The organism is Glycomyces rhizosphaerae (assembly GCF_042647865.1).
In the GTDB taxonomy this organism is placed as follows: domain Bacteria; phylum Actinomycetota; class Actinomycetes; order Mycobacteriales; family Micromonosporaceae; genus Glycomyces; species Glycomyces rhizosphaerae.
The window spans coordinates 260619-283915 of the sequence record NZ_JBHRWO010000007.1 but is presented as its reverse complement, the minus strand read 5'-3'; the positions used below and the strand labels follow the sequence as shown (position 1 = coordinate 283915).

At 68.8% G+C, this 23297-nt stretch carries 19 protein-coding genes and 1 pseudogene; 10 read left to right on the top strand and 10 right to left on the bottom strand.

Annotated features, from left to right (window positions below):
• Positions 1 to 62: 62 nt before the first annotated feature.
• Together ACFO8M_RS08070 and ACFO8M_RS08065 are read right to left on the bottom strand one after the other, a co-directional pair.
• The gene (locus ACFO8M_RS08070) at positions 63 to 1133 is read right to left on the bottom strand and encodes a PLP-dependent cysteine synthase family protein (protein WP_387973029.1); all 1071 of its coding nucleotides are present in this window, start codon (positions 1131 to 1133) and stop codon (positions 63 to 65) included.
• On the bottom strand, positions 1134 to 1595 hold the full coding sequence (locus ACFO8M_RS08065) for an Lrp/AsnC family transcriptional regulator (RefSeq protein WP_387973026.1): 462 nt from the start codon (positions 1593 to 1595) through the stop codon (positions 1134 to 1136).
• 226 nt (positions 1596 to 1821) lie between these two features.
• Between ACFO8M_RS08065 and ACFO8M_RS08060 the strand changes: the two genes are divergently transcribed.
• The 3 genes from ACFO8M_RS08060 (at position 1822) to ACFO8M_RS08050 (ending at position 6175) form a co-directional block, all read left to right on the top strand.
• Positions 1822 to 2037 carry a BldC family transcriptional regulator gene (locus ACFO8M_RS08060; RefSeq protein ID WP_387973024.1) on the top strand — a complete coding sequence of 72 codons (216 nt, stop codon included), beginning with the start codon at positions 1822 to 1824 and terminating at the stop codon, positions 2035 to 2037.
• Positions 2038 to 2568: 531 nt separating this feature from the next.
• Complete coding sequence (locus ACFO8M_RS08055; protein WP_387973021.1) at positions 2569 to 3990, top strand: glycoside hydrolase family 6 protein; 1422 nt, start codon at positions 2569 to 2571, stop codon at positions 3988 to 3990.
• Between the two features lie 412 nt (positions 3991 to 4402).
• Positions 4403 to 6175: a glycoside hydrolase family 6 protein gene (locus ACFO8M_RS08050; RefSeq protein ID WP_387973018.1), complete on the top strand. Its 1773-nt coding sequence runs from the start codon at positions 4403 to 4405 to the stop codon at positions 6173 to 6175.
• A gap of 186 nt (positions 6176 to 6361) precedes the next feature.
• Here ACFO8M_RS08050 and ACFO8M_RS08045 read toward each other — a convergent pair whose 3' ends face one another.
• Together ACFO8M_RS08045 and ACFO8M_RS08040 are read right to left on the bottom strand one after the other, a co-directional pair.
• A complete protein-coding gene (locus ACFO8M_RS08045; protein WP_387973015.1) occupies positions 6362 to 7036 on the bottom strand; it encodes a TetR/AcrR family transcriptional regulator in 675 nt (224 codons plus the stop codon).
• A 14-nt stretch (positions 7037 to 7050) separates the two neighbouring features.
• The gene (locus ACFO8M_RS08040) at positions 7051 to 8649 is read right to left on the bottom strand and encodes an MFS transporter (RefSeq protein WP_387973012.1); all 1599 of its coding nucleotides are present in this window, start codon (positions 8647 to 8649) and stop codon (positions 7051 to 7053) included.
• Between the two features lie 288 nt (positions 8650 to 8937).
• Between ACFO8M_RS08040 and ACFO8M_RS08035 the strand changes: the two genes are divergently transcribed.
• The 7 genes from ACFO8M_RS08035 to htpX all read left to right on the top strand — a co-directional run bounded on the left by ACFO8M_RS08035 (position 8938) and on the right by htpX (position 17621).
• Entirely contained in the window at positions 8938 to 10398 is a 1461-nt protein-coding gene (locus tag ACFO8M_RS08035) for a menaquinone biosynthesis decarboxylase (RefSeq protein ID WP_387973009.1), read from the top strand.
• Positions 10391 to 11275, top strand: a complete 885-nt coding sequence (mqnP, locus tag ACFO8M_RS08030; RefSeq protein ID WP_387973006.1) for a menaquinone biosynthesis prenyltransferase MqnP — start codon at positions 10391 to 10393, stop codon at positions 11273 to 11275. The genes ACFO8M_RS08035 and mqnP overlap by 8 nt, the downstream gene beginning before the upstream one ends.
• A gap of 169 nt (positions 11276 to 11444) precedes the next feature.
• Entirely contained in the window at positions 11445 to 11786 is a 342-nt protein-coding gene (gene nuoK / locus ACFO8M_RS08025; protein ID WP_387973003.1) for an NADH-quinone oxidoreductase subunit NuoK, read from the top strand.
• Complete coding sequence (locus ACFO8M_RS08020) at positions 11783 to 13591, top strand: NADH-quinone oxidoreductase subunit 5 family protein (protein WP_387973000.1); 1809 nt, start codon at positions 11783 to 11785, stop codon at positions 13589 to 13591. Before nuoK ends, ACFO8M_RS08020 begins: the two co-directional genes overlap by 4 nt.
• Positions 13591 to 15150: a complex I subunit 4 family protein gene (locus ACFO8M_RS08015; RefSeq protein ID WP_387972998.1), complete on the top strand. Its 1560-nt coding sequence runs from the start codon at positions 13591 to 13593 to the stop codon at positions 15148 to 15150. The genes ACFO8M_RS08020 and ACFO8M_RS08015 overlap by 1 nt, the downstream gene beginning before the upstream one ends.
• Complete coding sequence (locus tag ACFO8M_RS08010) at positions 15151 to 16683, top strand: NADH-quinone oxidoreductase subunit N (protein WP_387972995.1); 1533 nt, start codon at positions 15151 to 15153, stop codon at positions 16681 to 16683.
• Positions 16684 to 16757: 74 nt separating this feature from the next.
• Entirely contained in the window at positions 16758 to 17621 is an 864-nt protein-coding gene (htpX, locus tag ACFO8M_RS08005) for a zinc metalloprotease HtpX (RefSeq protein ID WP_387972992.1), read from the top strand.
• Positions 17622 to 17717: 96 nt separating this feature from the next.
• On the opposite strand, the gene ACFO8M_RS08000 is transcribed toward htpX, so the two are convergent.
• The 6 genes and pseudogenes from ACFO8M_RS08000 to ACFO8M_RS07975 all read right to left on the bottom strand — a co-directional run.
• Positions 17718 to 18035, bottom strand: coding sequence for a DUF2516 family protein (locus ACFO8M_RS08000; protein ID WP_387972989.1), 318 nt, complete (start codon positions 18033 to 18035; stop codon positions 17718 to 17720).
• A gap of 43 nt (positions 18036 to 18078) precedes the next feature.
• Positions 18079 to 18180 carry a 30S ribosomal protein bS22 gene (locus tag ACFO8M_RS07995; protein WP_081687713.1) on the bottom strand — a complete coding sequence of 34 codons (102 nt, stop codon included), beginning with the start codon at positions 18178 to 18180 and terminating at the stop codon, positions 18079 to 18081.
• A gap of 144 nt (positions 18181 to 18324) precedes the next feature.
• Positions 18325 to 18528 (bottom strand): helix-turn-helix domain-containing protein, encoded by a 204-nt coding sequence (locus tag ACFO8M_RS07990; RefSeq protein ID WP_091031906.1) that lies wholly within the window; start codon positions 18526 to 18528, stop codon positions 18325 to 18327.
• A 197-nt stretch (positions 18529 to 18725) separates the two neighbouring features.
• Positions 18726 to 20480 (bottom strand): hypothetical protein, encoded by a 1755-nt coding sequence (locus ACFO8M_RS07985; RefSeq protein ID WP_387972986.1) that lies wholly within the window; start codon positions 20478 to 20480, stop codon positions 18726 to 18728.
• A 133-nt stretch (positions 20481 to 20613) separates the two neighbouring features.
• Positions 20614 to 21534: a proline dehydrogenase family protein gene (locus ACFO8M_RS07980; RefSeq protein WP_387972983.1), complete on the bottom strand. Its 921-nt coding sequence runs from the start codon at positions 21532 to 21534 to the stop codon at positions 20614 to 20616.
• A 388-nt stretch (positions 21535 to 21922) separates the two neighbouring features.
• Positions 21923 to 22708 (bottom strand): annotated as a pseudogene (locus ACFO8M_RS07975) (glycosyltransferase family 4 protein); the annotation flags it as partial.
• Positions 22709 to 23297: the final 589 nt, after the last annotated feature.

The window sequence follows — 23297 nt, the reverse complement described above, 5'->3', positions numbered from 1 at the left end:
CCCCACCCACCCGGGGAACGGTAGGTGCGATCCTTCCGCGCGGGTACGACAATTCCGGGTGTTCAGTCGGGGAGGAGTGGTGCAAGTCGCTCGGCCGCCGCTTCCAGGTCGATGCCCTGGTCGGCCACCCAGTCGTCGTCGAAGTACGTGTTCCCGTACCGCCGCCCCGAGTCGCACAGCAGCGTCACGATGCTGCCGAGGCGCCCGGCCTCGCGCATCTCGTTGATGATCGACAGCGCCGCAACGAGATTGGTGCCGGTCGAGCCGCCCAGGCGCCGTCCCAGCCGCTCGGAGGCCCAGCGCAGGCACGCGATCGACTCGGCGTCGTCCACTTTCACCATGCGGTCGACGAGGTCGGGGATGAACGAGGGCTCGACCCGCGGCCGCCCGATGCCCTCGATCCGCGAGCCGCGCTCGCTGGATGCCTCGGGGTCGCCCTCGCGCCAGCCGTCGAAGAACGCCGAGTGCTCGGGGTCGACCACGCACAGGTTCGTCGCGTACTTGCGGTAGCGCACGTAGCGGCCGATGGTCGCCGAGGTGCCGCCGGTGCCCGCGCCGACGACGATCCAGGCCGGCACGGGGTGGCGCTCGAGGCTCATCTGCTCGAACACGCTCTCGGCGATGTTGTTGTTCCCGCGCCAGTCGGTGGCCCGCTCGGCGTAGGTGAACTGGTCCATGAAGTGCCCGCCGGTCTCGGCGGCGAGCCGCTCGGCCTCGGCGCACACCGCGCCCGCCTCGCGCACCAGGTGCGCCTTGCCGCCGTAGGACTCGATGGCCGCGATCTTGGAGCGGCTGGTCGACTCGGGCATCACGGCCGTGAACGGCAGCCCGAGCATCCGCGCGAAATATGCCTCGCTCACGGCGGTCGAGCCGCTGGAGGCCTCGATGACGGGAGTGCCCTCGTCGATCCAGCCGTTGCAGATCGCGTACAGGAACAGCGAGCGGGCGAGGCGGTGCTTGAGCGAGCCGGTCGGGTGGGTCGACTCGTCCTTGAGGTAGAGGTCGACGCCCCAGGCCGGCGGCAGCGGGAACACGAGCAGGTGGGTGTCGGCCGAGCGGTTCGCGTCAGCCTCCACTGTGGTGATCGCCCAGTTGGTCCAGAGCCGATTCCGGGAGCGGTCGATCGACTGCATTCAGTCCGCCTGTTCGAAGGGGACGGGCTGCGGCCGGTCCTCCCACTTGGTCGACAGCGTGATGGTCGTGCGGGTCTGCGCCACACCGGGAATCGCGCCGACGCGGTGGATCAGCCGTTCGAGATCACCCATTTTGGGCACGCGCACCTTGAGCTGATAGCACTCGACGCCCGCGAGGAAATAGCACGATTCGATCTCGTTAATGGCGCGAAGGCGTTCGCAGATATCCCGATGGTCGGCCGCGTTGTCGGGGATGATGCCGATGAGCGCGGTGATGCCGAGCCCGATGACCTCGGAGTCGACCACCGCCTTGTAGCCGGTGATGACGCCGTTCTTCTCCAGTTTGGTGACGCGGTCCTGCACGGAGGGCGCGGTGAGACCGACCCGCCGCGCCAGTTCGGCGTAGGAGGTGCGCCCGTCGGCGCGCAACAGGTTCACGATGGTCTGGTCGATCTCGTCCACTTGTCGAGGATAACCAGAGTTGCCACTTGCGCCCTGTGCCTACCTCATACCCGCGAACTCCTAGAGCGTCAGATTCAGCTCAGAGCGTCGTTGACATACGCGTGGTACTTTCAGGCAAAACCTACCAGCCGAAAGTATGTCCAAGAACTCATGGCAGGTTTGACTGAATAGTGGTGTAATGGGTTTAACGCACGAAGTGAGTCTTCATCACGGGGAGGAAGAAATCATGGAGACCGAGGACCGCCTACTGACACCTGGCGAAGTGGCCTCGCTGTTCCGCGTCGATCCGAAGACCGTGACGCGCTGGGCCGCGGCGGGCCGGATCGGGAGTATACGCACACCGGGCGGTCACCGTCGGTTCCGCGAGTCGGAAGTGCGCGCGCTGCTCGAGGGCGACGCCGGAGCACAGGCCACCTTCGAGTCCGGGGCCACGCAGCCGTAACAAGCGCGGCCGCCACAGCGCCCGCGAAGCCGATCGCAGATCGGCGATCCACCGCGAATCCGCGAACTGAACGACCGTCCGGCACAAGCCGGTCCCGCGCAGCGCCCCACGTCCGCACACGGCCGAGGAAGGACGCGCCCGGTACCGGCTTTTCGCATGTCCGGGGCCGACGCGCCCGCATCGGCTAGGGCCTGGCCCTAAGGCGGAGCGGATTCGAACGACGCCCGCGCCGTCGTCTGCACAGCAGGCGGCGGCGCGGGCGTTTCGCCGTCCCAGACAGCTTTCATTCCAAAGTGGAGATGATTTGTTCCATTAAGGGCATTTGTTCACTTTTTGAAGTCGGATCAATACCCTGAGTCGTCATACATGCCACCAATGGGAATTTTCTGGATTCTCCGGGATCAAGGCCCTTGACATCCCAGTGAGACATAGGCACACTTCGATATGAAAGTTTGGGAGCGCTTCCGTGTCAACCCGGTATCCACGGAGCCGCCCCCGAAGACGTCAAGCCCGACTATCGAGGGAAGGCACATGACACTCAGTCGAAGGAAACAGCGCCTAGGGGCGCTGGCCGCGGCGACACTCGCGGCGGCCACGGTCAGCACCGTGGCGCTGACCAACGCCGGAGCCGAGGAGCAACCCGCGGACTCCGACGCCGGCATCACCCAGGCGAAGGTCGACAACCCCTACGAGGGCGCGCAGGTCTACGTCAACCCGCAGTGGTCCGAGCAGGCCGCGGCCGAACCCGGCGGCGAGGCCATCGCCGACCAGCCCACGGGCGTGTGGCTCGACCGCATCAGCGCCATCGAGGGCAACGACTCCCCCACCACCGGCGGCATGGGCGTGCGCGACCACCTGGACGAGGCACTGGCGCAGGGCGCCGACGCCATCCAGTTCGTCATCTACAACCTGCCCGGCCGCGACTGCGCCGCGCTCGCCTCCAACGGCGAGCTCCCGGCCGACGCGATCGACCGCTACAAGACCGAGTACATCGACCCGATCGTGGAGATCCAGAGCGACCCGGCCTACGCCGGCATCCGGATCATCAACGTCATCGAGATCGACTCGCTGCCGAACCTCGTCACGAACGTCTCGCCGCGGGCCACCGCGACCCCGAACTGCGACGCGATGAAGGCGAACGGGAACTACCAGGACGGAATCTCGTACGCGACGGCCGAGCTCGGCGCGCTGCCGAACACCTACAACTACCTGGACTCCGGCCACCACGGCTGGATCGGCTGGACGAACGACGACCCGCAGTACGACAACTTCCACGCGTCCGCCGCGATGTTCGGCTCGCTCATCGGCATGAACGGCATGACCGCCGAGCACGTGCACGGCTTCATCACCAACACCGCGAACTACTCGCCGCTGGAGGAGCCGCACTGGGAGGTCGACCAGGTCGTCGGCGGCAAGCCGATCAACCAGAACGGCGACGTCAAGTGGGTCGACTGGAACGCCTACAACGGTGAGATCGACTTCTCCACGTCCTTCCGCGATGAGCTGGTGACCAACGGCTTCAACGAGGACATCGGCATGCTGATCGACACCAGCCGCAACGGCTGGGGCGGACCCGATCGGCCCGCCGGCCCGTCGACCTCGACCGACCCGGTGACCTTCGTGGACGAATCGCGCATCGACCAGCGCTTCAACAAGGGCAACTGGTGCAACCAGGCCGGCGCGGGCCTGGGCGAGCGGCCGCAGGTCGCTCCGGAGGCGGGCATCGACGCCTACGTGTGGATCAAGCCCCCGGGGGAGTCGGACGGCGCTTCCGAGCCCATCGACAACGACGAGGGCAAGGGCTTCGACGAGATGTGCGACCCCGCGTACGAGGGGAACATCCGCAACGGCAACAACATGAGCGGGGCCCGCGGCGAGATGCCGCTCTCGGGCCACTGGTCATCGGACCAGTTCGCCGAGCTGCTGGCGAACGCCTACCCGCCGCTGAGCTAGCGGCCCAAGGCAGCTCGGCGAACCAAAAGCACGGCGCCGAGGCGCTGGCCGCCGCAGGCGGCCCCCCGCTGAGCGAGATCGGGGCAGGCAGAGGGCGAACCGGCACTTCGCCCGACTGAAGACGGCGGGGCCGCGCGATGCGCGGCCCCGCCGTCGCGCGCCCGGAAGTTTTTCTAAGTGGACCTTCCGGTTGCCGCGGGAGCGTTTTCACTGATTCAAGCGCTTGCCGATCGATCGCCGGCCTTCGAAAGCGTTGGCCAAAACGCGTTCAGGCGGGAAATATCCTGGCCGACCTCTTGACAGTCCATCAATATATCGGAGATTATCAATGCACATCTTGGGAGCGCTTCCCTCGATGGTCACCCGTTCCGGGCCGCTTCAGGCGGCCTTTGACCCCGAAGGACATCGACACATGCAAGTAACTCGAAGAAGAAGGAGACTCGCGCTCACCAGCGTCGCCGTCGGCGCGCTGGCAGCGACGGGTCTGACCTTCGCTTCGGCGAACCAGGCACTCGCCGAAGAAGGCTGCGAAGTCGACTACAACATCGTCAGCACGTGGGGCGGCGGCTTCCAGGCCAATGTCGTGATCACCGCCGACGAACCCATCAACGGCTGGGAGGTGAAGTGGAACTTCCCCACCGGCACCACCGTCTCCAGCGCGTGGAACGTCGACTGGAGCCAGAGCGGCACCGGCTTCACCGGCGGCGACGTCGGATGGAACGCCACCATCGCCTCCGGCCAGAGCCGCGAGGTCTTCGGCTTCATCGGGAACGGGTCCTCTGCGACTCCGGGCCAGTTCACGGTGAACGGCGACGTCTGCAACGGACCGACCGAACCCCCCACCTCCGACGACCCCACTGACGACCCCACCGATGACCCGACCGGCAACCCGGGCGGCGGCGACAAGGTCGACAACCCGTACACCGGCTCCCAGGTCTACGTGAACCCGCAGTGGTCCGCCCGCGCCGCGGCCGAGCCGGGCGGCGACGCGATCGCCGACCAGCCCACGGGCGTGTGGCTCGACCGCACCAGCGCAATCTACGGCAACGACTCCCCGACCACCGGCACGATGGGCCTGGAAGACCACCTCGACGAGGCCCTCGCGCAGGGCGCCGACGTGATCCAGATCGTCATCTACAACCTCCCGGGCCGCGACTGCGCCGCCCTCGCCTCCAACGGCGAGCTGGCCGCGGGCGAGATCGCCAAGTACAAGAGCGACTACATCGACCCGATTGTCGAGATCCAGGGGATGGCCAAGTACGCCGACCTCAAGATCGTCAACGTCATCGAGATCGACTCCCTGCCGAACCTGGTCACCAACGTGACGCCGAGGGCGACTGCGACCGCCAACTGCGACACGATGAAGAACAACGGCAACTACATCGACGGCATCTCGTACGCGACGGCCGAGCTCGGCGCTCTGTCGAACACGTACAACTACATCGACGCCGGTCACCACGGATGGATCGGCTGGGCCGACACCAACCCGCAGTACGACAACTTCAACGCCTCGGCGGCGCTGTTCGGCTCGCTCATCGGCGAGAACGGGATGACCGCGGACGACGTCCACGGCTTCATCTCCAACACCGCGAACTACTCGGCGCTGGAGGAGCCCTACTGGGCGGTCGACCAGGTCGTCGGCGGCCAGGCCATCAACCAGAACCCGAACGTCAAGTGGGTCGACTGGAATGACTTCAACAACGAGAAGGACTTCACTGAGGCCTTCCGCCAGGAACTGATCGAGAACGGGTTCAACTCCGACATCGGCATGCTGATCGACACCAGCCGCAACGGCTGGGGCGGGGACTACCGGCCCACCGCCGCGTCGACCTCGACCGACCCGGTCACCTTCGTGGACGACTCCAGGATCGACCAGCGCTTCCAGAAGGGCAACTGGTGCAACCAGGCCGGTGCCGGTCTCGGCGAGCGGCCGCAGGCCGACCCCGAGGCCTGGATCGACGCCTACGTGTGGATCAAGCCCCCGGGCGAGTCCGACGGCGCCTCGCAGCTCATCGACAACGATGAGGGCAAGGGCTTCGACGAGATGTGCGACCCGGACTACCAGGGCAACATCCGCAACGGCAACAACCCTTCGGGTGCTCGCGACAACATGCCGCTCTCGGGCCACTGGTCCTCTGAGCAGTTCCAGGAGCTCCTCGAGAACGCCTACCCGCCGGTCAACTAAGGCGGCCGACGAACAGGCCCGGCTCTCCGGGAGGCGGTGAGCCGGGCCCTTCCCCAGACCAGATTCTCGGTTCCTTCCGGTGACCGGGCCCCGCGGGACGGCGGGGCCCGGTCTTCATCTGGCGTGCAAGACGACGCGGCCTTCACGATCATTGATCGTGAAGGCCGCGTCGCGTTTCCTTGTGGACTATCGGGCGAGCGCCGTACCGAGCCCGCCGATCAGGCTGTCGACGAAGCGTTCGACGGTGTCGGGCTGCTGGACGTCGGCGTACTGGCCGTAGACGTAGATCGTCAGCAGGGGGCTGATGAACATGGCCACGGCGAGTTTCAGGTCGAGGTCGGGGCGGAGCTCGCCGCGTTCGATCCAGTACGCGAAGGTGTCGCGCACGAACTTGCGCCGGTGCTCGACGAGGCGCTTGTGGTGGTGCTGGTACTCGGGGTCGTTGATGGCGAGCATCATGCACTTGACGACCTTCACGTCCCGGGGCCCGAAGGTCCGGACCATGCTGTTGCCCAGGTGGATGAGGTCGTCACGCAGCGAGGTGCGCGGCATCTGCGTGGGGAGGGGGGCCTTGAGGCTCTCCATGGCCGCGGCGATGAGCTCCCCTTTGGAGGCCCAGCGCCGGTAGATGGAGGCCTTGGAGACTCCGGAGAGCTCCGCGACCCCTTCCACGCTGACGTCGGTGATGTTCCCGTGCTCGGCGATGAGATCCAGGGTGGCTTCGAGGATCGACTGGCTGACCGCCTCGCTGCGGGGCCGGCCCTTGGCGGGGGCCGGCGCCGCGGCGGTGGTGTTCTGGGCGGTGTCGTCTTCGACGGCACGGCCCGGGACGGTCGGCGTCTCGCTGAGTTCGGGAGGCATGGCTCGATTCTCCCTCAGGCCTCGATCAGGGCGGGCTCGGCGGCCCGCTCCGGGGCGGCGGTCTCGCGGCGCTGCTTGCCGGGGAAGAACAGGGCGATGATGATGAGGCCGACGAGGGCCACGCCGATCGCGGCGAACGCCGTGGTGTGCAGCGCGTCGAGGAACGAGGTGTTGGCCGCGTCCAGGACCTGCGGTGCGCCTTCGGCCGGGACCGCGCCGGTCTCGACCGCGCCGTACGTGGTCGCGATGGATTCGCGGGCCGCGTCGGGCAGCTGCGGGGCCGTGTCGCTGATCTCGGCGCGGTAGGCCTGGGCCATGACGGTGCCGAGGACCGCGACGCCGAGGGCGCCGCCGACCTGCCGCAGGGTGTTGGCCAGGGCCGAGCCGACGCCGGCCTTCTCCTTCGGGACGGAGGACATGAGGGTGTTCATGGCCGGGGGCATGAGGTTGGACATGCCGATGCCGGTGATCGTGAACTGGAGGATGAGCAGCCACACGGAGCTGTTGAGGTCCAGGACGAAGGCCGAGATCGCGAAGTTGGTGATGACCAGCAGCATCGCGACGGAGCCGACGATCTTGGCGCCGAAGCGCTGCACGAACATGTTCGACATCGGGGCGAAGACGAGCATCGCGGCGCCCATCGGCAGGAACAGCAGGCCGGTCTCCAGCGGCGAGTAGCCGCGGACGATCTGGATGTAGAACGTCATGAAGAAGAACAGGCCCATCATGCCGAAGAAGGTGAGCACGATGATGGCCGAGGAGGCCGAGAAGCGGGAGTTCTTGAACAGCTTCATGTCGAGCGAGGCGTGCGGGATGCTCCGCTCCCACAGGACGAAGCCGATCAGGACGAGCACGCCGAAGGCGAAGGTGCCCCAGACTTCGGCGCTGGCCCAGGAGCCCTGGTCGCCGGCTTCGATGATGCCGTAGGTGAGGCTGACGAGGCCGATGACGGAGAGGGCCATGCCGACGAGGTCGGGCTTGGCCTTGAAGCCGGTCGACTCGGGGGCCATGATCATGAGCGCGACGATGCCGAAGATGACGATCGGGACGTTGATGAGGAAGACCGAGCCCCACCAGAAGCGCTCCAGGAGCGCGCCGCCGACGATCGGGCCGATGGCGCCGCCGATGCCGACCGCGCCGGTCCAGATGCCGAGGGCCTTGGGGAATTCCTTGGCCGGGAAGAGGTTCCGGAGCATGGAGAGGGTGGAGGGCATCATCATGGCGGCGCCGAAGCCCATGAGGGCGCGGTACCAGATGAGCTGGTCAGGGCTGCCGGCGTAGGCGGAGAGCAGCGAGGCGACGCCGAAGACGACGAGGCCGCCGAGGAGCATCTTCTTGCGGCCGACGCGGTCGCCGATGACGCCGAAGGCGAAGAGCATGCCGGCGAAGACCAGGGTGTAGGAGTTGATCATCCAGGCGAGGTCGCTCTGGCTGGCGCCGACGCCGACGGGGTCGGGTTGCGCGAGGGTCTTCATGGCGACGTTCAGGACGGTGTTGTCGAGGACGACGACGATGAGGCTGACGACCAGGACGCTGAGGATGGCCCACCGGCGCGGGTGGCCTTCGTCTTCTGGAGCCGCCTGAGGGGCTGGTTCGGAACGGGTGTCGCTCACAGGGTTTCCGTTTCTGTGGAGTGCATCAGACAAGGCATCGCGGTGATGTGGGGCCGCGGCGCCGACCGCGGCTGGAGCGCGGCGGGCGGAGCTTCGGCCCGGGGCGCGTGGGTGTTCGATTCCCGGGGTTGTCGTACCCCGGGCCTATCGTGGTGTCGTCTCGATCCTACGCCTTTCCGAAACGATACGGTACCGTATCGTAATACATGTCACAGGCGCAAGCCGCTTCAAGAGGTAGACGAAGTAGAGCCCGCAAATGTGACCGCGGCCGAGTGGTTGAATGGCTTCGTGGCACCCAAGTTCCCGTACGACGACCTGCAGGCGTTCCTGGCCGCCCTCGAAGCGGACGGCGACCTCAAGCGGGTCAAGGCCGAAGCCGACCCGCACCTGGAGATCTCCGAGATCACGCAGCGCGTGATCCGCGAGGACGGGCCCGCGCTGCTCTTCGAGAACCCCGCCGGGAGCACGATGCCCCTCGCGATCAACCTGTTCGGCACCGAGGCGCGCATGGCCAAGGCCCTCGGCGTCGATTCGCTCAACGAGATCGGCGAGCGGATCGGCGAGCTCGCCAGGCCCGAGCTGCCCGTCGGCTGGGCCGGCATCCGCGACGGCCTCGGCAAGCTCATGCAGCTCAAATCCGTGCCGCCCAAGAAGATCCGCAAGGCCCCGTGCCAAGAAGTGGTCTTCACCGGCGACGACGTCGACCTCAACATGCTCCCGGGCCTCCAGGTGTGGCCCGGCGACGGCGGGATCTTCCACAACTTCGGGCTCACCCACACCAAGCACCCCGAGACCGGCAAGCGCAACGTCGGGCTCTACCGCCTCCAGCAGCACGACGAGCGCTCGATCGGCCTCCACTGGCAGATCCACAAGAACTCGACCTCGCACTACGCCGAGGCCGAGAAGCGCGGCGAACGGCTCCCGGTGGCGATCGCGATCGGCCCCGACCCGGTGATGGCCTACGCCGCCACCGCCCCGCTCCCGCCGGACATCGACGAATACCTGTTCGCGGGGTTCCTGCGCGGCGAGCGCGTCGAGATGGTCGACTGCCTCACGGTGCCCCTCCAGGTCCCGGCCTCCTCGCAGATCATCCTCGAAGGCTGGGCCGAACCGGGCGAGCGCCTCCCCGAGGGGCCGTTCGGCGACCACACCGGGTTCTACACGCCCGTGGAGCCGTTCCCGGTGATGCGCATCGAGGCGATGACCATGCGCCAGAACCCGATCTACCACACCATCGTCACCTCGGCCCCGCCCCAGGAGGACCACGGCCTGGGCAAGGCGACCGAGCGGATCTTCCTGCCGCTCATCAAGATCATGGTTCCCGAGATCATCGACTACGACATGCCCGCCGCGGGCGTGTTCCACAACTGCGTGATCGTCTCGATCGACAAGAAGTACCCGAAGCAGGCGCAGAAGGTCATGAGCGCGATCTGGGGCCTCCAGCAGATGAGCCACACGAAGCTCATCGTGGTGGTGGACGCCGACTGCGACGTGCACGACTACCGCGAGGTGGCCTGGCGCGCACTGGGCAATGTGGACTACTCGCGGGACCTGCTGCTCACCGAGGGCCCCGTGGACCACCTCGACCACGCCTCCTACCACCAGTTCTGGGGCGGCAAGGCCGGGATCGACGCGACCGCGAAGTGGCCCGAGGAGGGCTATATGCGCGGCTGGCCCGAGGCGATGCACATGAGCTCGGCGGTCAAGGCGACCGTGGACCGCCGCTGGAAAGAGTACGGACTTGACTGAGACACTCCCCCGCCCCAACCACGTCAAGGACTTCCTGAAGCTGGTGGCCTTCGAGCACTCGGTGTTCGCGCTGCCCTTCGCGTACCTGTCGACGCTCACCGTGATGACGCTCGAAGACGCCTTCAGCTGGCGGGTCCTGGTGCTGGTGACCGTGGCGATGGTCAGCGCGAGGACACTCGCCATGGCCGCCAACCGGATCATCGACAGGAAGATCGACGCCCAGAACCCCAGGACCGCGAAGCGGGAACTGGTCACGGGCAAGGTCAGCCTGAAGGTCGCGTACATCGGCTGCGCGGTGAGCCTGGTGGCCCTGCTCGTCTCGGCCGGCCTGCTCAACCCGTTGTGCCTCATGCTGAGCCCCCTCGCGGTCGCCCCGCTCATCGTCTACCCGTATGCGAAGCGCTTCACGAACTACCCCCACGCGATCCTCGGCCTGGCCCAGATGGTCGCCCCGGTCGGCGCCTGGCTCGCGGTGACGGGATCCTTCGAGGGCTCGGGCCCGGCGATCGTCCTCGGTGCGGCCGTCGGCCTCTGGATCGGCGGGTTCGACCTCATCTACGCCTGCCAGGACATCGAGATCGACCGCGAGATCGGCGTCCGCTCGACCCCGGCCCGGTGGGGCGTGAAAGCCTCACTGCACGCCTCGACCGTGACCCACGTGCTCGCCTGGGCGTCCTTCGCCTGGTTCGGCGCGCTCACCGGCTTCGGACTCCTCTACTGGATCGGCCTCGCCGTCGTCGCCGTCGCGCTGGCCTACGAGCACAGCGTGGTGAAGCCGAACGACCTCTCCAAGGTCAACCGCGCCTTCTTCACCGCGAACGGCTTCGTCGCCGTGGCGCTGTTCGCCTTCGCTCTGGCGGACCTGCTGCTGCGGTAAACGGGACCAGCGGGCGGCCCCAGAGCCCCCGCTGCTCAGGGCACCGCCCACTTCGCTTGGATCGACGGGTATCAACACGGTCTCGACGCTGGACTTAGGGGTGCCCGGTAGTCCAAGATGAGGCCATGTGGCCCCGATCGACCCATCTCATCCCTCCGGGGAGGGTCGCGTGCATCCGCTGATCGGGTACCTGATCGCCGTGGGGCTGTTCGCCATCGGCCTCTACGGGGTCCTCACGCGCCGCAACGCGGTCCTCCAGCTGGCCGCCGCCGAACTCATGCTCGGCGGGGTGCACCTCGTGCTGGTCACCGCCGACCTCGTCCACAATGCCTACACCGGGCAGAGCTTCGCGCTGTTCATCGTGGTCATCGCCGCCGCCGAGGTCGGCGTCGGGCTCGCGCTCATCCTCAACCTGTGGCGGATGCGCGCCACGATCGACACCGACGGCCTGCCGGAGGAATCCGACGACCCGAGGCCCACCGGGACCGACGCGCGGGCGGACCGCCGATGACCGCGACACCGTTCCTCATGATCTTCGTCCCCGCCCTGGCGGGGCTGCTCGGCCTGCTCATCCGCGACCGGGTCCAGGCGATCGCGATCGCCTTGGGGGGACCGCTCCTCGCGCTGTACTTCGCGATCGTCGGCGCCATCGCCAACCCGCTGGTCGCCTTCACCATGGCGGACTTCGGCTCGATCCAGGTGCAGCTCGCGGCCGACGTCTCCCCCACCGCCGGCGCGGTCGCGATCACCACCGCGTCCGTCTCGTTCCTGGTGCAGCTCTACTCGGCGGCCTACCTGCGAGAGGACCCGCGCTACGCGCCCTTCGCCGCGCAGGTCAACCTGTTCTGCGCCGCGATGCTCCTCGTGGTCGCCGCCGACGACCTCGTGTTCCTGCTCATCGGGTGGGAGGTCATGGGCGCCTGCTCGTACCTGCTCATCGCCCACTACGCGAAACTGCCCGAGGCCCCGGGCGCCGCCGCGAAGGCGTTCCTGGTGACCCGCTTCGGCGACGTGGGCTTCGTCCTCGGCGTGATGGTCCTCGGCACGGCGGCCGGAACGTTCCGCATCAGCGAGATCCAAGACGTCCCCGAAGGCGCCGCCACCGCCGCGATGCTGCTGATCCTGTTCGGCTGCATAGGGAAGTCCGCGCAGTTCCCGCTCCAGATCTGGCTGCCCCCGGCGATGGCCGGCCCGACACCGGTGAGCGCGCTCATCCACGCGGCCACCATGGTCGCGGCCGGAGCCTACGTGCTGACGCGACTGCTGCCCGTCTGGCCGCCCGACCTCCTGCTCACGGTCGCGATCGTCGCGGCCGTGACCATGGTCGGCGCCGGCCTCTGCGCCCTCGCGGCCCGGGACGTCAAGGGCGTCCTCGCCTGGTCCACAGTGAGCCAGGTCGGGTTCATGTTCGCGGCCGTCGCCGTCGCCGCCGGCGACGCCGCCCTGTTCCACCTCGTCTCGCACGCCGCGTTCAAAGGACTCCTGTTCCTCACCGCCGGAGTCGTGATCGCCGCCGCGGGCACCGACGGCACGCTGCGGGCCACCCGGCTGCGGCCCCGCGAAGCGCCACTGGCGTTCGCGGCCATGACGATCGGGCTCGCCGCGATGACCGGGCTCCCGCCGCTCGACGGCTTCTACAGCAAAGAGGCCGTGCTCGGCGCCGCCTACGAGGCCGGGACCCCGGCAGGCGTGGTCGTGTTCTGGGCCGGCGTCGGCGCGAGCATCCTGACCGCGGCATACGCGGCACGACTGTGGCTCCTGCTGTTCTGGCGCGAAACGGCCGCAACCGCCGAACCGAAGCCGGTCTCGCGTCCCGAGGCGTTCAGCTTGTGGGCGTTGATGATCGCCACCGTCAGCGTCGGAATGCTGTATTACACGGACCTGTTCGCGGTGCCGGAACTGCACCTCGACCTCATGTCACTGCTGCTGCTCGCGACAGTCGGCGGCTTCGCCCTCGTCGGCGACTCCTGGTGGCGCGACCGGTCGATCCGGCGCTCCGGCGGCGTCGTGCCCGACAGCGACCCCGCCTGGGTCCTCGGCCGGACCCAACCGGCCTTCGCCGAAGGCCTGTACGCGGAACGATTGGCGGCCAAGGCGACCCGCTCGATCGCGCGAATGGCGAGCACGGCCGCACGGGTACTGGACGAACAGCTCGTCGACCGCACCGCCGTTGAAGGCTCGGCGCGGGCGACACTCGCGGCGGCCGAGGAGACCGCGGCCGGGCACCGGGGCGGACTCGTGCGCTACCTGCGGTTGAGCGCGGCCGGGACGCTGCTGGTCGCTGTCGTGGCGATCGGGGTGAGCCTGTGGAACTGATGCTGATTCCCGCTGTGGCAGTGCCGTTCTTCGGGGCGGTGCTCGTCTGGGCCTGGCGGCGCAAGGCGTTCGCGCACTGGATCGGCGTCGCTGCGGCGGCACTGGCCTTCATCGTGGTCGCGGTGCTGCCGATCGGCCGCGGCAGCGGCACCGGCAACTGGGTGGGCATAGCCGAGCACCTGGGCGGCGGCTGGTGGCACCAGATCGGCTTCGCATGGGCGCCCTCGATCCACCTCGACTTCTCTCTCGCGGTTGACGGCATCTCCTGGCCACTGGCGATGCTGACGGCGCTCCTCGGCCTGCTGTGCTGCCTCCACAATGCCCTCGGTGCCGAACGGCACACTTCAGCTCCCCTTCAGGTTCCCGCCTCTACGGTTGAAACTGGGGGCCCTTTCCCAGACGCTGACCGTGCTTCCGCAGTGCCCGGCAAACCGTCTCCGACGCTGACCGCGCTGCTCCTCGCCGTGCAGTTCGCCTCGACGCTCGTCTTCTTCGCGGACAACCTGATCCTGTTCTTCATCGCCTTCGAGGCGGTGCTCCTCCCGATGTGGGCGATCATCCACCGCTACGGCGATCCGGCCGCGCGGCGCCACGCGGCGGCGAAATTCGCGCTGTTCACGGTCGCCGGGTCGCTGCTCATGGCCACAGGCCTGTTCGTCGCTGTCGCCGACGCCGGAACCGCCGACCTCGGGGCGATCATCCTCGCCGGTGGCGTCAGCCAGTCCGTCTCACTCCTCGTGTTCACGTTGCTGGCCATCGGATTCGCGGTCAAAGCACCGCTCTGGCCACTCCACTCCTGGCTCCCCGACGCCCACACCGCCGCCCCCACGGTCGGCTCGGTCCTCCTCGCCGGCGTGCTCCTCAAACTCGGCACCTACGGCCTCATCCGCGTCGCCGGAGGCCTCGCCCCCGACGGCGCCGCCGACGCCGCCCCGGTCCTCGCGGTGCTCGCCGCGCTCGGCATCCTCGTCGCGGGCCTGGTGTGCCTGAGCCTGCCCGAGATCAAACGGCTCATCGCCTACTCCTCGGTGGGCCACATGGGATTCGTGGTCCTCGCCTTCGCCGCCGGCACCGAAGCGGGCATCCGGGCCGCACTGTTCGGCAACCTCGCACACGGCCTGATCACGCCGCTCCTGTTCTTCCTTGCCGGGGCCCTGAAAGCCCGCACCCGCACCGGCCAGCTCAGTTCGCTCGGCGGCCTGCGGCTCGCCGCGCCCGCACTCGCGGGCGTGCTCGGCTTCGCGGCGCTCGCGTCGCTGGGCCTGCCCGGCCTCGCGGGGTTCTGGGGCGAGGCGTTCACCGTCTACGCCGCGGCCGACCGCGGCGGGGCCTGGCTCGCGCTCGCGGCAGCGGCGGCGTTCGGCGCGTTCCTCGCCGCGGCGTACCTCCTGCGCATGCTGAAACGGGTCAGCCACGGGCCCATCGCGCCCGCCACCGCAGAGATCGGCGACGTCTCGGCGGCGGAGATCGCGGTGTGGTCGCCACTGGTGGCGGGGACACTGCTGCTCGGCCTGATACCGGGCCCGCTGCTCGAACTGTTCGCGGAGGGGCTGCTGTAGATGCGGGTGCAGGCGATCGACCACGTGGCGCTGCTGCCGCTCTACCTCGCGGCCGGCGCGGCGGTGCTCGCGCTGTTCACGGGACGGCTCGCCAAAGCCTGCATGATGATCGGACTCGGCACCGCGGCACTCGCCGCGCTCTGGGTGGCGGCCGGGCCGGGCCGGTACACGTTCGCCGTCGGCGAGTGGCACTCCTATGTGGCCGATGAAGCGGCGATGGGCGCGGCGGCGCTGTTCGCCGGATTGAGCGTCCTGGTCGCCGCGGTGAGTGGACGGCAGCCAGGCGAGTACTGGTTCCTGCTGGCGATCTCGGCGGCGGGCGGCATCACGCTCGCGGGATCGCGCGACCTCATCACCCTCATCGTGGCGCTGGAGACCTTGACGGTGCCGCTCTACATCCTCGTCGCCAAACCCGGTCGGGACGGCGCCGAGGCGGGCGTGACCTTCCTGATCGCCTCGATCGCCTCCTCCGCGACCGCGCTCATGGGCGCGGCGTTCCTCTACGCGGCGGCGGGCACCGTGCACCTGGAAGGGCTCGCGACCGGGCTCGACGGGGCGGACCCCGGCCTGGCCGCCGCCGGCGCGGCCCTGCTGCTCACCGGGCTCGCGTTCAAACTCGCGGCCGCGCCGCTGCACGCCTGGGCGCCGCTCGTGCTCGAACGCGCGCCACTGCCGATCGCGACCTACCTCGCGAGCTCCTCGAAACTCGGCGGCGCCGTAGCGATCGTCTGGGTCGTGTACTTCGGGCTCGAGGCGGGAGCGGGGACGAGCGCCGGGATCGTGATGGCGGCCTTGAGCGTCGCCTCGATCGTGATCGGCAACCTCGGGGCCCTCGTGCAGCGGCGAACGGTGCCGCTGCTGGCCTGGTCCGGGGTCGCGCACGCGGGATATGTTCTTGCGCCGCTCGCGGTCGTCGCTACCGCGGCGGGAAGAGCGGACGCCTCGACGGCGGCCTCCGCCGCGCTGACCTACGCGGTCTTCTTCATCCTGCTGGAAGCGGGCGCCTTCGCGGCCCTGACCGCCGTGCGGACCGTCGGCGGGGATGCGGCGCGCAGCGCCGAACTTGCAGGTCAGCAGCCTGTCGCTGCGGACCGTCGTACCCCTCGGGCAGGATTGAAAACGGGGGCTTCCCAGGGGTCCGATTTGAAGGCTGGCGCCGGAAATGTCGGCGAAGGCGGCTCGATCGCGGAGCTCGCCGGGCTCTGGCGGTCCGCTCCCCTGCCGGCTTCACTCTTCCTCTTCGCGGTCATCGGCCTCGCCGGGCTGCCGCCCGCGCTCGCCGGGACCTTCGCGAAGGTGGCCGTGCTGGAGGTCTTGGCGTCCTCCGCGGTCTGGCTCGCCGTGATCGTCGCCGCAGGCGCGGTCCTCGGGCTCGCCTACTACCTGCCGCTCGCCCGCACCGTCCTCCTCGGCCGCGGGCGCGCCACCTCCAAGGGCCGCTTCGCGATCGCCCTCGTCGCCATCGGCCTCGCGCTCCTCGCCGTCACGCTCGCGCCGCAGCTCGTGCTGGACTTCACCACCATTTCTCGATAAATTCCCAGCTCGCAGAGAAATACTGGCCGTAACAAGGGCGTTGCTCTTCCCACAAGGAGGGAAACCCAACCACCATGAAGCACCACAACGGCCTCAAGACGGCGGTGCTGCTCGGCGCGATGTCGGGGCTCGTGATCGCCATCGGGTACCTGCTCGGCGGCTCCACCGGCATCCTCATCGCAGCGGTCATCGCCGTCGGCATGAACGCCTACGCCTACTTCAACTCCGACAAGATCGCGCTGCGGGCCATGCGGGCCCAGCCGGTCTCGGAGGCGCAGACCCCGCAGCTGTACGCGATGGTGCGCGAGCTCGCGCACCGCGCGAACCAGCCGATGCCGCGCCTGTACGTCTCCCCCACGCAGCAACCGAACGCGTTCGCCACGGGCCGCAACCCCGAGAACGCCGCGGTCGCCGTCACCGAGGGCATCCTGCGGCTGCTCACGCCCGCCGAGCTGCGGGCCGTGATCGGCCACGAGCTCTCGCACGTCTACAACCGGGACATCCTCATCTCATCGGTCGCCGGGGCGCTCGCCGGCATCATCACGATGCTCGCCAACCTCGCGATATTCCTGCCGTTCTTCGCCTCCGACGACGAGGACCGGCCGAACCCGCTCGTACTCCTGCTGACGATGATCCTCGGTCCGCTCGCGGCCGGGCTGATCCAGATGGCCGTCTCGCGCTCGCGCGAATTCGAGGCCGACGCCGACGGCGCGCGCCTCACCGGTGATCCGCTGGCCCTGGCCAGCGCGCTGGAGAAGATCTCGGCCGGGGTCGACCGGATGCCGGCGCGGTCGGACAGCCGGATCGCGGAGCAGTCGCACCTGATGATCGAGTCGCCGCTGCGCGGCGGCGGGCTCGCGAAGCTGTTCTCGACCCACCCGCCGACCGCCGAGCGGGTGCAGCGGCTGCGGGCGATGGCCCGCGGCGTCGTCGGTTAGGGCGCGTCGTCCGATAAGAGGAGACACCGAAAGCCGCGTCGGCATTGGCCGACGCGGCTTTCGTGCAAGTCAGAAGAACTCCGGCGCGGGGTCGCCCTAGTAGGTACTGCCGCCGATGTCCTTGATGCCTGTGCGGACGTCGAGGAGGTACACCAAGGCGGCCGCGATGGCGATCAGCCCGAAGAACCGCGCGCCTCCGAACAGGCCGAAGAGCGTGGCCAGTGCGAAGCTGATGGCCAGGATGCCGAGCCAGGTGCCCTTGGTGAGCGTGCCGATGGCGTTGAACGCATCGGGCTTCTGCACTGCACAGTGGACCATCGCGATCAAGGACAGGAGCAGGGCTCCATAGATGATGACAACCTCGACGAGGCTTCTCACCTCGAAGGCGAACGGGGCTGCTGCGAACTCTGGCATGCGCCCAGCCTACCCGCAGGTACTCGGAAGCCGGTCGGCTCGGCTACTTGCCGAGCTTGCGACGCTGCACGCGGGTCTTACGGAGCAACTTGCGGTGCTTCTTCTTCGCCATGCGCTTGCGCCGCTTCTTGATGACCGAGCCCATAGAGCTTCCTCACAGGTGTTCACTAGACAATACTTTGAGCCCGACAAGCCTAGCTCGACCCTCCGGCAGCCCCCGCGCCGGGCGAGCAGAACCGCAGGCCCCGTCACAGCTCGCGCGTGGCGGGACCTGCCGGGCCTGGCGAGGTCACTCGTCGGTCTGGAGTGCCTCGGAGAGGTAGGTCTTCACGGCGCTCTCGGGAACGCGGAAGGAGCGCCCCACCCGCACCGCCGCGATCTCACCGTTGTGGACGAGCCGGTACACCGTCATTTTCGAGACGCGCATCAACTCGGCCACTTCCGTCACCGTCAAGAACTTGACCTCGTCAAGGAGGTCCCCGGGTTCGCTCATGTGTCTCACCGTTCTGTCGAGGGCTGTTGCGAGCACTTATGCAAGGACGTGGGGTTTGTGATGTGTTAGAGGTGCGGTGGACGCGAATGCCCATATGGACCGAAACAAGTCGGTCGTCACAGGCTGTGACGTTGATGTCTTTCGATTGGGATGTTGCTCATGTTACGGCAGTCCGGGCCACCCGGCAACACCCGATCTCACACGGTCTGGGCAATGAAGGTCGTAATCTCCTGCATCAGGTCGGCATAGCTCTTCCCGTATACTTCCTCCGCCGCGTCGACGGCCGGCGTCCCTTCACGGGCGGTGGCGCCGAAGAACTCGGTGAACAGCTCGATCCCGTACTGGTCGATCATGTAGTGCACGCCGAGGAACCCGCAGCCGTACTTGCCCGAGCCCGCGAGCGTGTCGTCGTCCTCGTCGGGGGGCAGGATGTCGGTCTCGCAACCGCCTTGGGCCACATAGTCGCGCACGTCGAGGGCCCGCTCGTACTCCTCAAGGGAGCGGTTGCCGTGGTCGATGTACTCGGCGATGCCCTCGACCATCCACCAGGTGTCGTCGGCGTAGCGCTCGGACGGGGAGGCCCAGAGGGTCACGGCGTGGCCGAGCTCGTGCCGGATGACGCTGGTGAGGTCGGGGCCCCAGCCGGTGCGGTCGACGCCCATGACGGTGGCGTACGTCGAGGGCTGCCGCTCGCCGTCCACAGTGCCGTTGAGCGGCAGGGCGAACCCGAGGACGTCCTCGGAGTCCCAGAAGCCCCCGAACCAGGTCTCGAACTCCTCGTCGCTGGCGATGTAGACGACGTACCGGTCGGGCACCTCCCAGTAGGCCCATTCGTCGGCGTTCACGGCGGCGGCCTCGGAGATCTCCAGGGCCTCGTCGAGGCGGTCGGCCATGGCGAGCGGCACGGCCGTCACGGTGCGTTCGCCGACCGCGGCGACGAGGTCGGTGACCTCCCACGGGTGCGGGCCCTGGCCGTACTCGGAGTTGGAGACCTCGACCATGGCCAGCCCAGCGTCGTCGGCGCGCCAGCGCGATTCGAAGACGATGTCGGCGGCCTTGCAGGTGTCGGCGGGTTCGACGAAGCAGTAGGAGAGCGCGATCGAGATGTCGTACAAGGGAACCGCGCCCGAGGCGTCTTCGAGCGGGCCGGAGGCGATCTGGTAGTCGTACCGGGACACCTGCATCGAGGTGAGCGAGTCGAAGCGCTTGGTCATCTGGTCGTGCAAGGTGGGGTCGAACGCGGCGAGCCAGCCTTCGAGGCTGTTGTTGATGAGCGATTCCGACTGGGCGTCGAGGGTGAGCTGGGCCTGCTCCTTGAGGTAGGCGAGGATCTCCGCTTCGGTCGCGTTAGGACCGGGGCTGGGGACCGTGCCTTCGCCGGGTTGGACCGCGAGGCCCTCGATGGTGCCGGTCTCGCCGGTGGGGAGGGCCGGGCGCCAGCCGTTGACCAGGGCCCCGCCGAAGACGGAGGCGGCGACGAGCATGACGACGACGAGGAGCGTGCCGACGCGCGAGCGTCTGCGGTCGGGCCGCGGCTGGTAGTAGACGGGTCCGCCGGGCCAGGGCGGCATCGCGGTGACCGGGATCGGCCCGGGCGGGATCGTGCCCGGCGGCATGCCGCCCTGCCGCATGGTCGGGTAGGCGCCGGGCGGCATCTGGCCCTGCGGCATCATCCCGGGGGGCGCCGCGCCCGGCGGGAGCATGTCGACCGGCAGCGAGGACGGCGGGGCGGTCGGCTCGGCGATCGGCGGCATGGGTGCGGCCTGCGGCATGGCGTGGTTGCCCGCGTCCGCTTGCGGCAGCACCGGTTCGGGCGTGGCGCTGCGAGGAGCGTCCGATCCGGAGCGCTGACCTGGCACGTGCGGAGCCGAGGCGCCCTGGGCCGGACGGGGTTCGCCCGGGTGGTCGCGCTCGGGGGATTCCGGGGTGAAGTCCTCGGGGGCTTGAGTCACGTTCGCAACTGTAGTCGTCGACCGCTACCCGTGCGAGCCCCGAGCTGGGCGTGTGTGCTGGGCGTCTAGCTGGTTGAACGGCGTCGGGCCGGGTCGGAGATCACTCCGGCCCGGCCCGTTCGCTGTGAGCTTTCTAAGACTTGGTCCACAGTGATCTCGCGAAGACGGCGAGGTTCGCGGGGCGCTCGGCCATGCGGCGCATGAGGTACCCGTACCACTGGTCGCCGTAAGGCACGTAGACGCGCATCCGGTAGCCCTCGGCGGCGAGCCGGAGCTGCTCGGTGGGGCGGATGCCGTAGAGCATCTGGAACTCGAAGGAGTCCTTGTCGCGGTCGTACCAGCGGGCCCGGTCGATGCCGATCTCGATCAGGCGCGGGTCGTGGGTGGCGAGCATCGGGTAGCCCTCGCCGGCCATGAGCGCGTTGATGCAGCGCACATAGGACCGGTCGACGTCGAGGCTGCGCTGGTAGGCGACCGACTCGGGCTCCTTGTAGGCGCCCTTGCAGAGCCGGATGCGCGAGCCGGGCAGCGCGTTGGACTTGCAGTCGTCCTCGGTGCGGCGCAGGTAGGCCTGGAGCACGGCGCCGGTGGTCGCGTACTCGTCGCGGAGGCGCTGCACGATCTCCAGGGTGGAGTCGGTGACGGTGTGGTCTTCCATGTCGATGGTGACCGTGGTGCCGGCGTCGGCGGCGCTCGCGCAGATCTCGCGGGCCCGGTCGTAGGACAGCTCGGGGTCGATGCGCTGGCCGAGGGCGGAGAGCTTGACGCTGACCTCGGTGGACTTGGCGAGGCCTTCGTCCTTGAGGGCGGCGAGGAGGCCGAGGTATTCGTCGCGGGTGGCGTCGGCCTGTTCGACGACGACCGTGTCCTCGCCGAGGTAGTCGAGGGTGGCGAGCAGTCCGTCGGCCGCGAGGGTCCGGGTGGTCGCGACCGCGTGGGCCGTCGTCTCGCCCGCGACGTAGCGGCGGACGAGCGATCGCGACACCGGAGCGGTGCCGACGAGCCGCTCGATCTTCGATGACCGGGCGGCGGCGAGGATGACAGAACGCAGCATGTCTGCAGCGTAGCCGCCCGCTTCCCGCCGACAGGTCACGGTGGCATAACACGTGCGTCGCAACATTGGAAACCATGCCTCGAAAGCCGATGAATCGTCGCCTTCCAAGGCCGCACGAGGTTCGAGCCTCTGTTCTCGCTAATGCCGGGAGTTGATTTGCCTGCTTCTGGCCACTTTGGTCGATTCGCGCGGCGGGGACCCGCAGCTCGGGGCCGTCGTCGGCCGGTCCGTCGGGCGGGGTGCCGAGCAGGCGGCGGTAGATCACGTCGTAGCGGGCGGCCTGGGCCTCCCAGGTGAACTCGTCGAGGAAGCCGGGCTCGGCGTAGGGCTTGGTGTAACTGGGGCGGTCGTCGAGCACGGTCCGCACGGCCCCCGCCAGTCCTTCCACGTCCCCGTACCGGAAGACCTCGCCGATGCCGAGGCGGCGCACCTCTTCGGACATCACCTTCACGTCGCTGATGACGATCGGGAGCCCCGCGTGCATGAACTCGAAGAACTTGGTGTTCAGGCCGACTTCGTGGTTCACCAGCCCGGTCTCGAGCGGGTGGACCCCGACATCGGCGGTGGCGAGGAACGTGGTCAGCACGTCGTAGGGCACGTACGGCAGGAGGTGGACCCGGTCGGCGGCCCCGAGCCGTTCGGCCTGCTCGAGCAGCGAATCTGCGTACGCCCCGGTGGTCTGGTTGACGACGAAGGCCGCGTGGAGTTCCGGCTCCAGGCCGAGCGCCTCGACCATGAGGTGCAGTCCGCGCTGCGGCGAGGCGCCGCCGCAGTAGACCATGAGCGGCGTCGCGGGGCCCAGGCCGCAGGCGGCCCGCACGTCGCGGAAGCCCTCCGGGGTGGTCCAGTCCGCGCGGGCCGCGTCGGGGCGCGGCGGCGAGTTGAGGACGACCTCGGGGCGCTCGGCGAGCCCGTGGGATTCGACGAGCATCTCGGCGATGCGCGGCGAGACCGTGACGACCGCGTCGGCGTACGGCACGTACTCGCGCTCGTGCGCGATCTGCGCGACCTGCCACTTCCGGTTCCGCGGCTTCACACCGGGCAGGAACTCGTGGGCGTCGTAGACCACCGGGACCTTCCGGCCCTTGGCGCGGGCGCGGGCCGCGGCGCGGACGCCGACCCCGATCATGCGGTAGTCGTGCACGTGGATGAGATCGGGCCCCAGCTGGTTCATGAGCGGCGCGAACGCGAGGTCGAAGCGCAGCGACCAGGGGTCGAGCCTGCGCCAGCAGCGGTCGCCGAGCAGCAGCTTCCAGTAGGCCGTCTCGAACCGCTCCAGCCGCCCGTCGGGGCGGGCCTTCTGCATCTCGGCCATGCCCCGGGTCTGGTCGAGACGGAAGCGCAGCCAGCGCACGCGCGCCTTGGTCAGGACCCGGTGGAACAGGAGCGGCAGGCCGCCGCCGAGGCCCTTGCGGCCTGCGGCGCGCAGTTCGGCGCGGAGGCGGCGCTGCGCGAGGTCGGTGCCGAGGAGTCGCCGGCGCTCCCATTCGAGTTCGGCTTTGGCGATGCCGGTGTGGGCGAAGGGGAAGCGAATGCTCGCGAGGCGCTGCCGCAGCGGCTTGAGGCCCGGCCAGAGCTTGACGACGCGGCGGTAGGCGTGGGCGCCGCCGAGTTCGAAGCGGGAGGCCTGCTTGCCGGGGGCGATCCCGATGAGGTGGACGTCCCAGCCCGCGTCGGCCATCGACGTGGCGGCCTTCTGCACCCGGGAGTCGCCGTCGATGCCGTTGTCGACGAGCATGACCACCCGGCGGCCTGTCGATCGC

Bases quoted from the DNA above. Each gene is read 5' to 3' on its own strand.
- ACFO8M_RS07995 (WP_081687713.1), bottom strand. From the start codon at position 18,180: ATGGGCTCGGTCATCAAGAAGCGGCGCAAGCGCATGGCGAAGAAGAAG.
- ACFO8M_RS08000 (WP_387972989.1), bottom strand. From the start codon at position 18,035: ATGCCAGAGTTCGCAGCAGCCCCGTTCGCCTTCGAGGTGAGAAGCCTC.
- ACFO8M_RS08055 (WP_387973021.1), top strand. From the start codon at position 2,569: ATGACACTCAGTCGAAGGAAACAGCGCCTAGGGGCGCTGGCCGCGGCG.
- ACFO8M_RS08050 (WP_387973018.1), top strand. From the start codon at position 4,403: ATGCAAGTAACTCGAAGAAGAAGGAGACTCGCGCTCACCAGCGTCGCC.
- htpX (WP_387972992.1), top strand. From the start codon at position 16,758: ATGAAGCACCACAACGGCCTCAAGACGGCGGTGCTGCTCGGCGCGATG.
- ACFO8M_RS08070 (WP_387973029.1), bottom strand. From the start codon at position 1,133: ATGCAGTCGATCGACCGCTCCCGGAATCGGCTCTGGACCAACTGGGCG.
- ACFO8M_RS07980 (WP_387972983.1), bottom strand. From the start codon at position 21,534: ATGCTGCGTTCTGTCATCCTCGCCGCCGCCCGGTCATCGAAGATCGAG.
- ACFO8M_RS08020 (WP_387973000.1), top strand. From the start codon at position 11,783: ATGACCGCGACACCGTTCCTCATGATCTTCGTCCCCGCCCTGGCGGGG.
- ACFO8M_RS07990 (WP_091031906.1), bottom strand. From the start codon at position 18,528: ATGAGCGAACCCGGGGACCTCCTTGACGAGGTCAAGTTCTTGACGGTG.
- ACFO8M_RS08045 (WP_387973015.1), bottom strand. From the start codon at position 7,036: ATGCCTCCCGAACTCAGCGAGACGCCGACCGTCCCGGGCCGTGCCGTC.
- ACFO8M_RS08015 (WP_387972998.1), top strand. From the start codon at position 13,591: ATGCTGATTCCCGCTGTGGCAGTGCCGTTCTTCGGGGCGGTGCTCGTC.
- ACFO8M_RS08010 (WP_387972995.1), top strand. From the start codon at position 15,151: ATGCGGGTGCAGGCGATCGACCACGTGGCGCTGCTGCCGCTCTACCTC.
- ACFO8M_RS08060 (WP_387973024.1), top strand. From the start codon at position 1,822: ATGGAGACCGAGGACCGCCTACTGACACCTGGCGAAGTGGCCTCGCTG.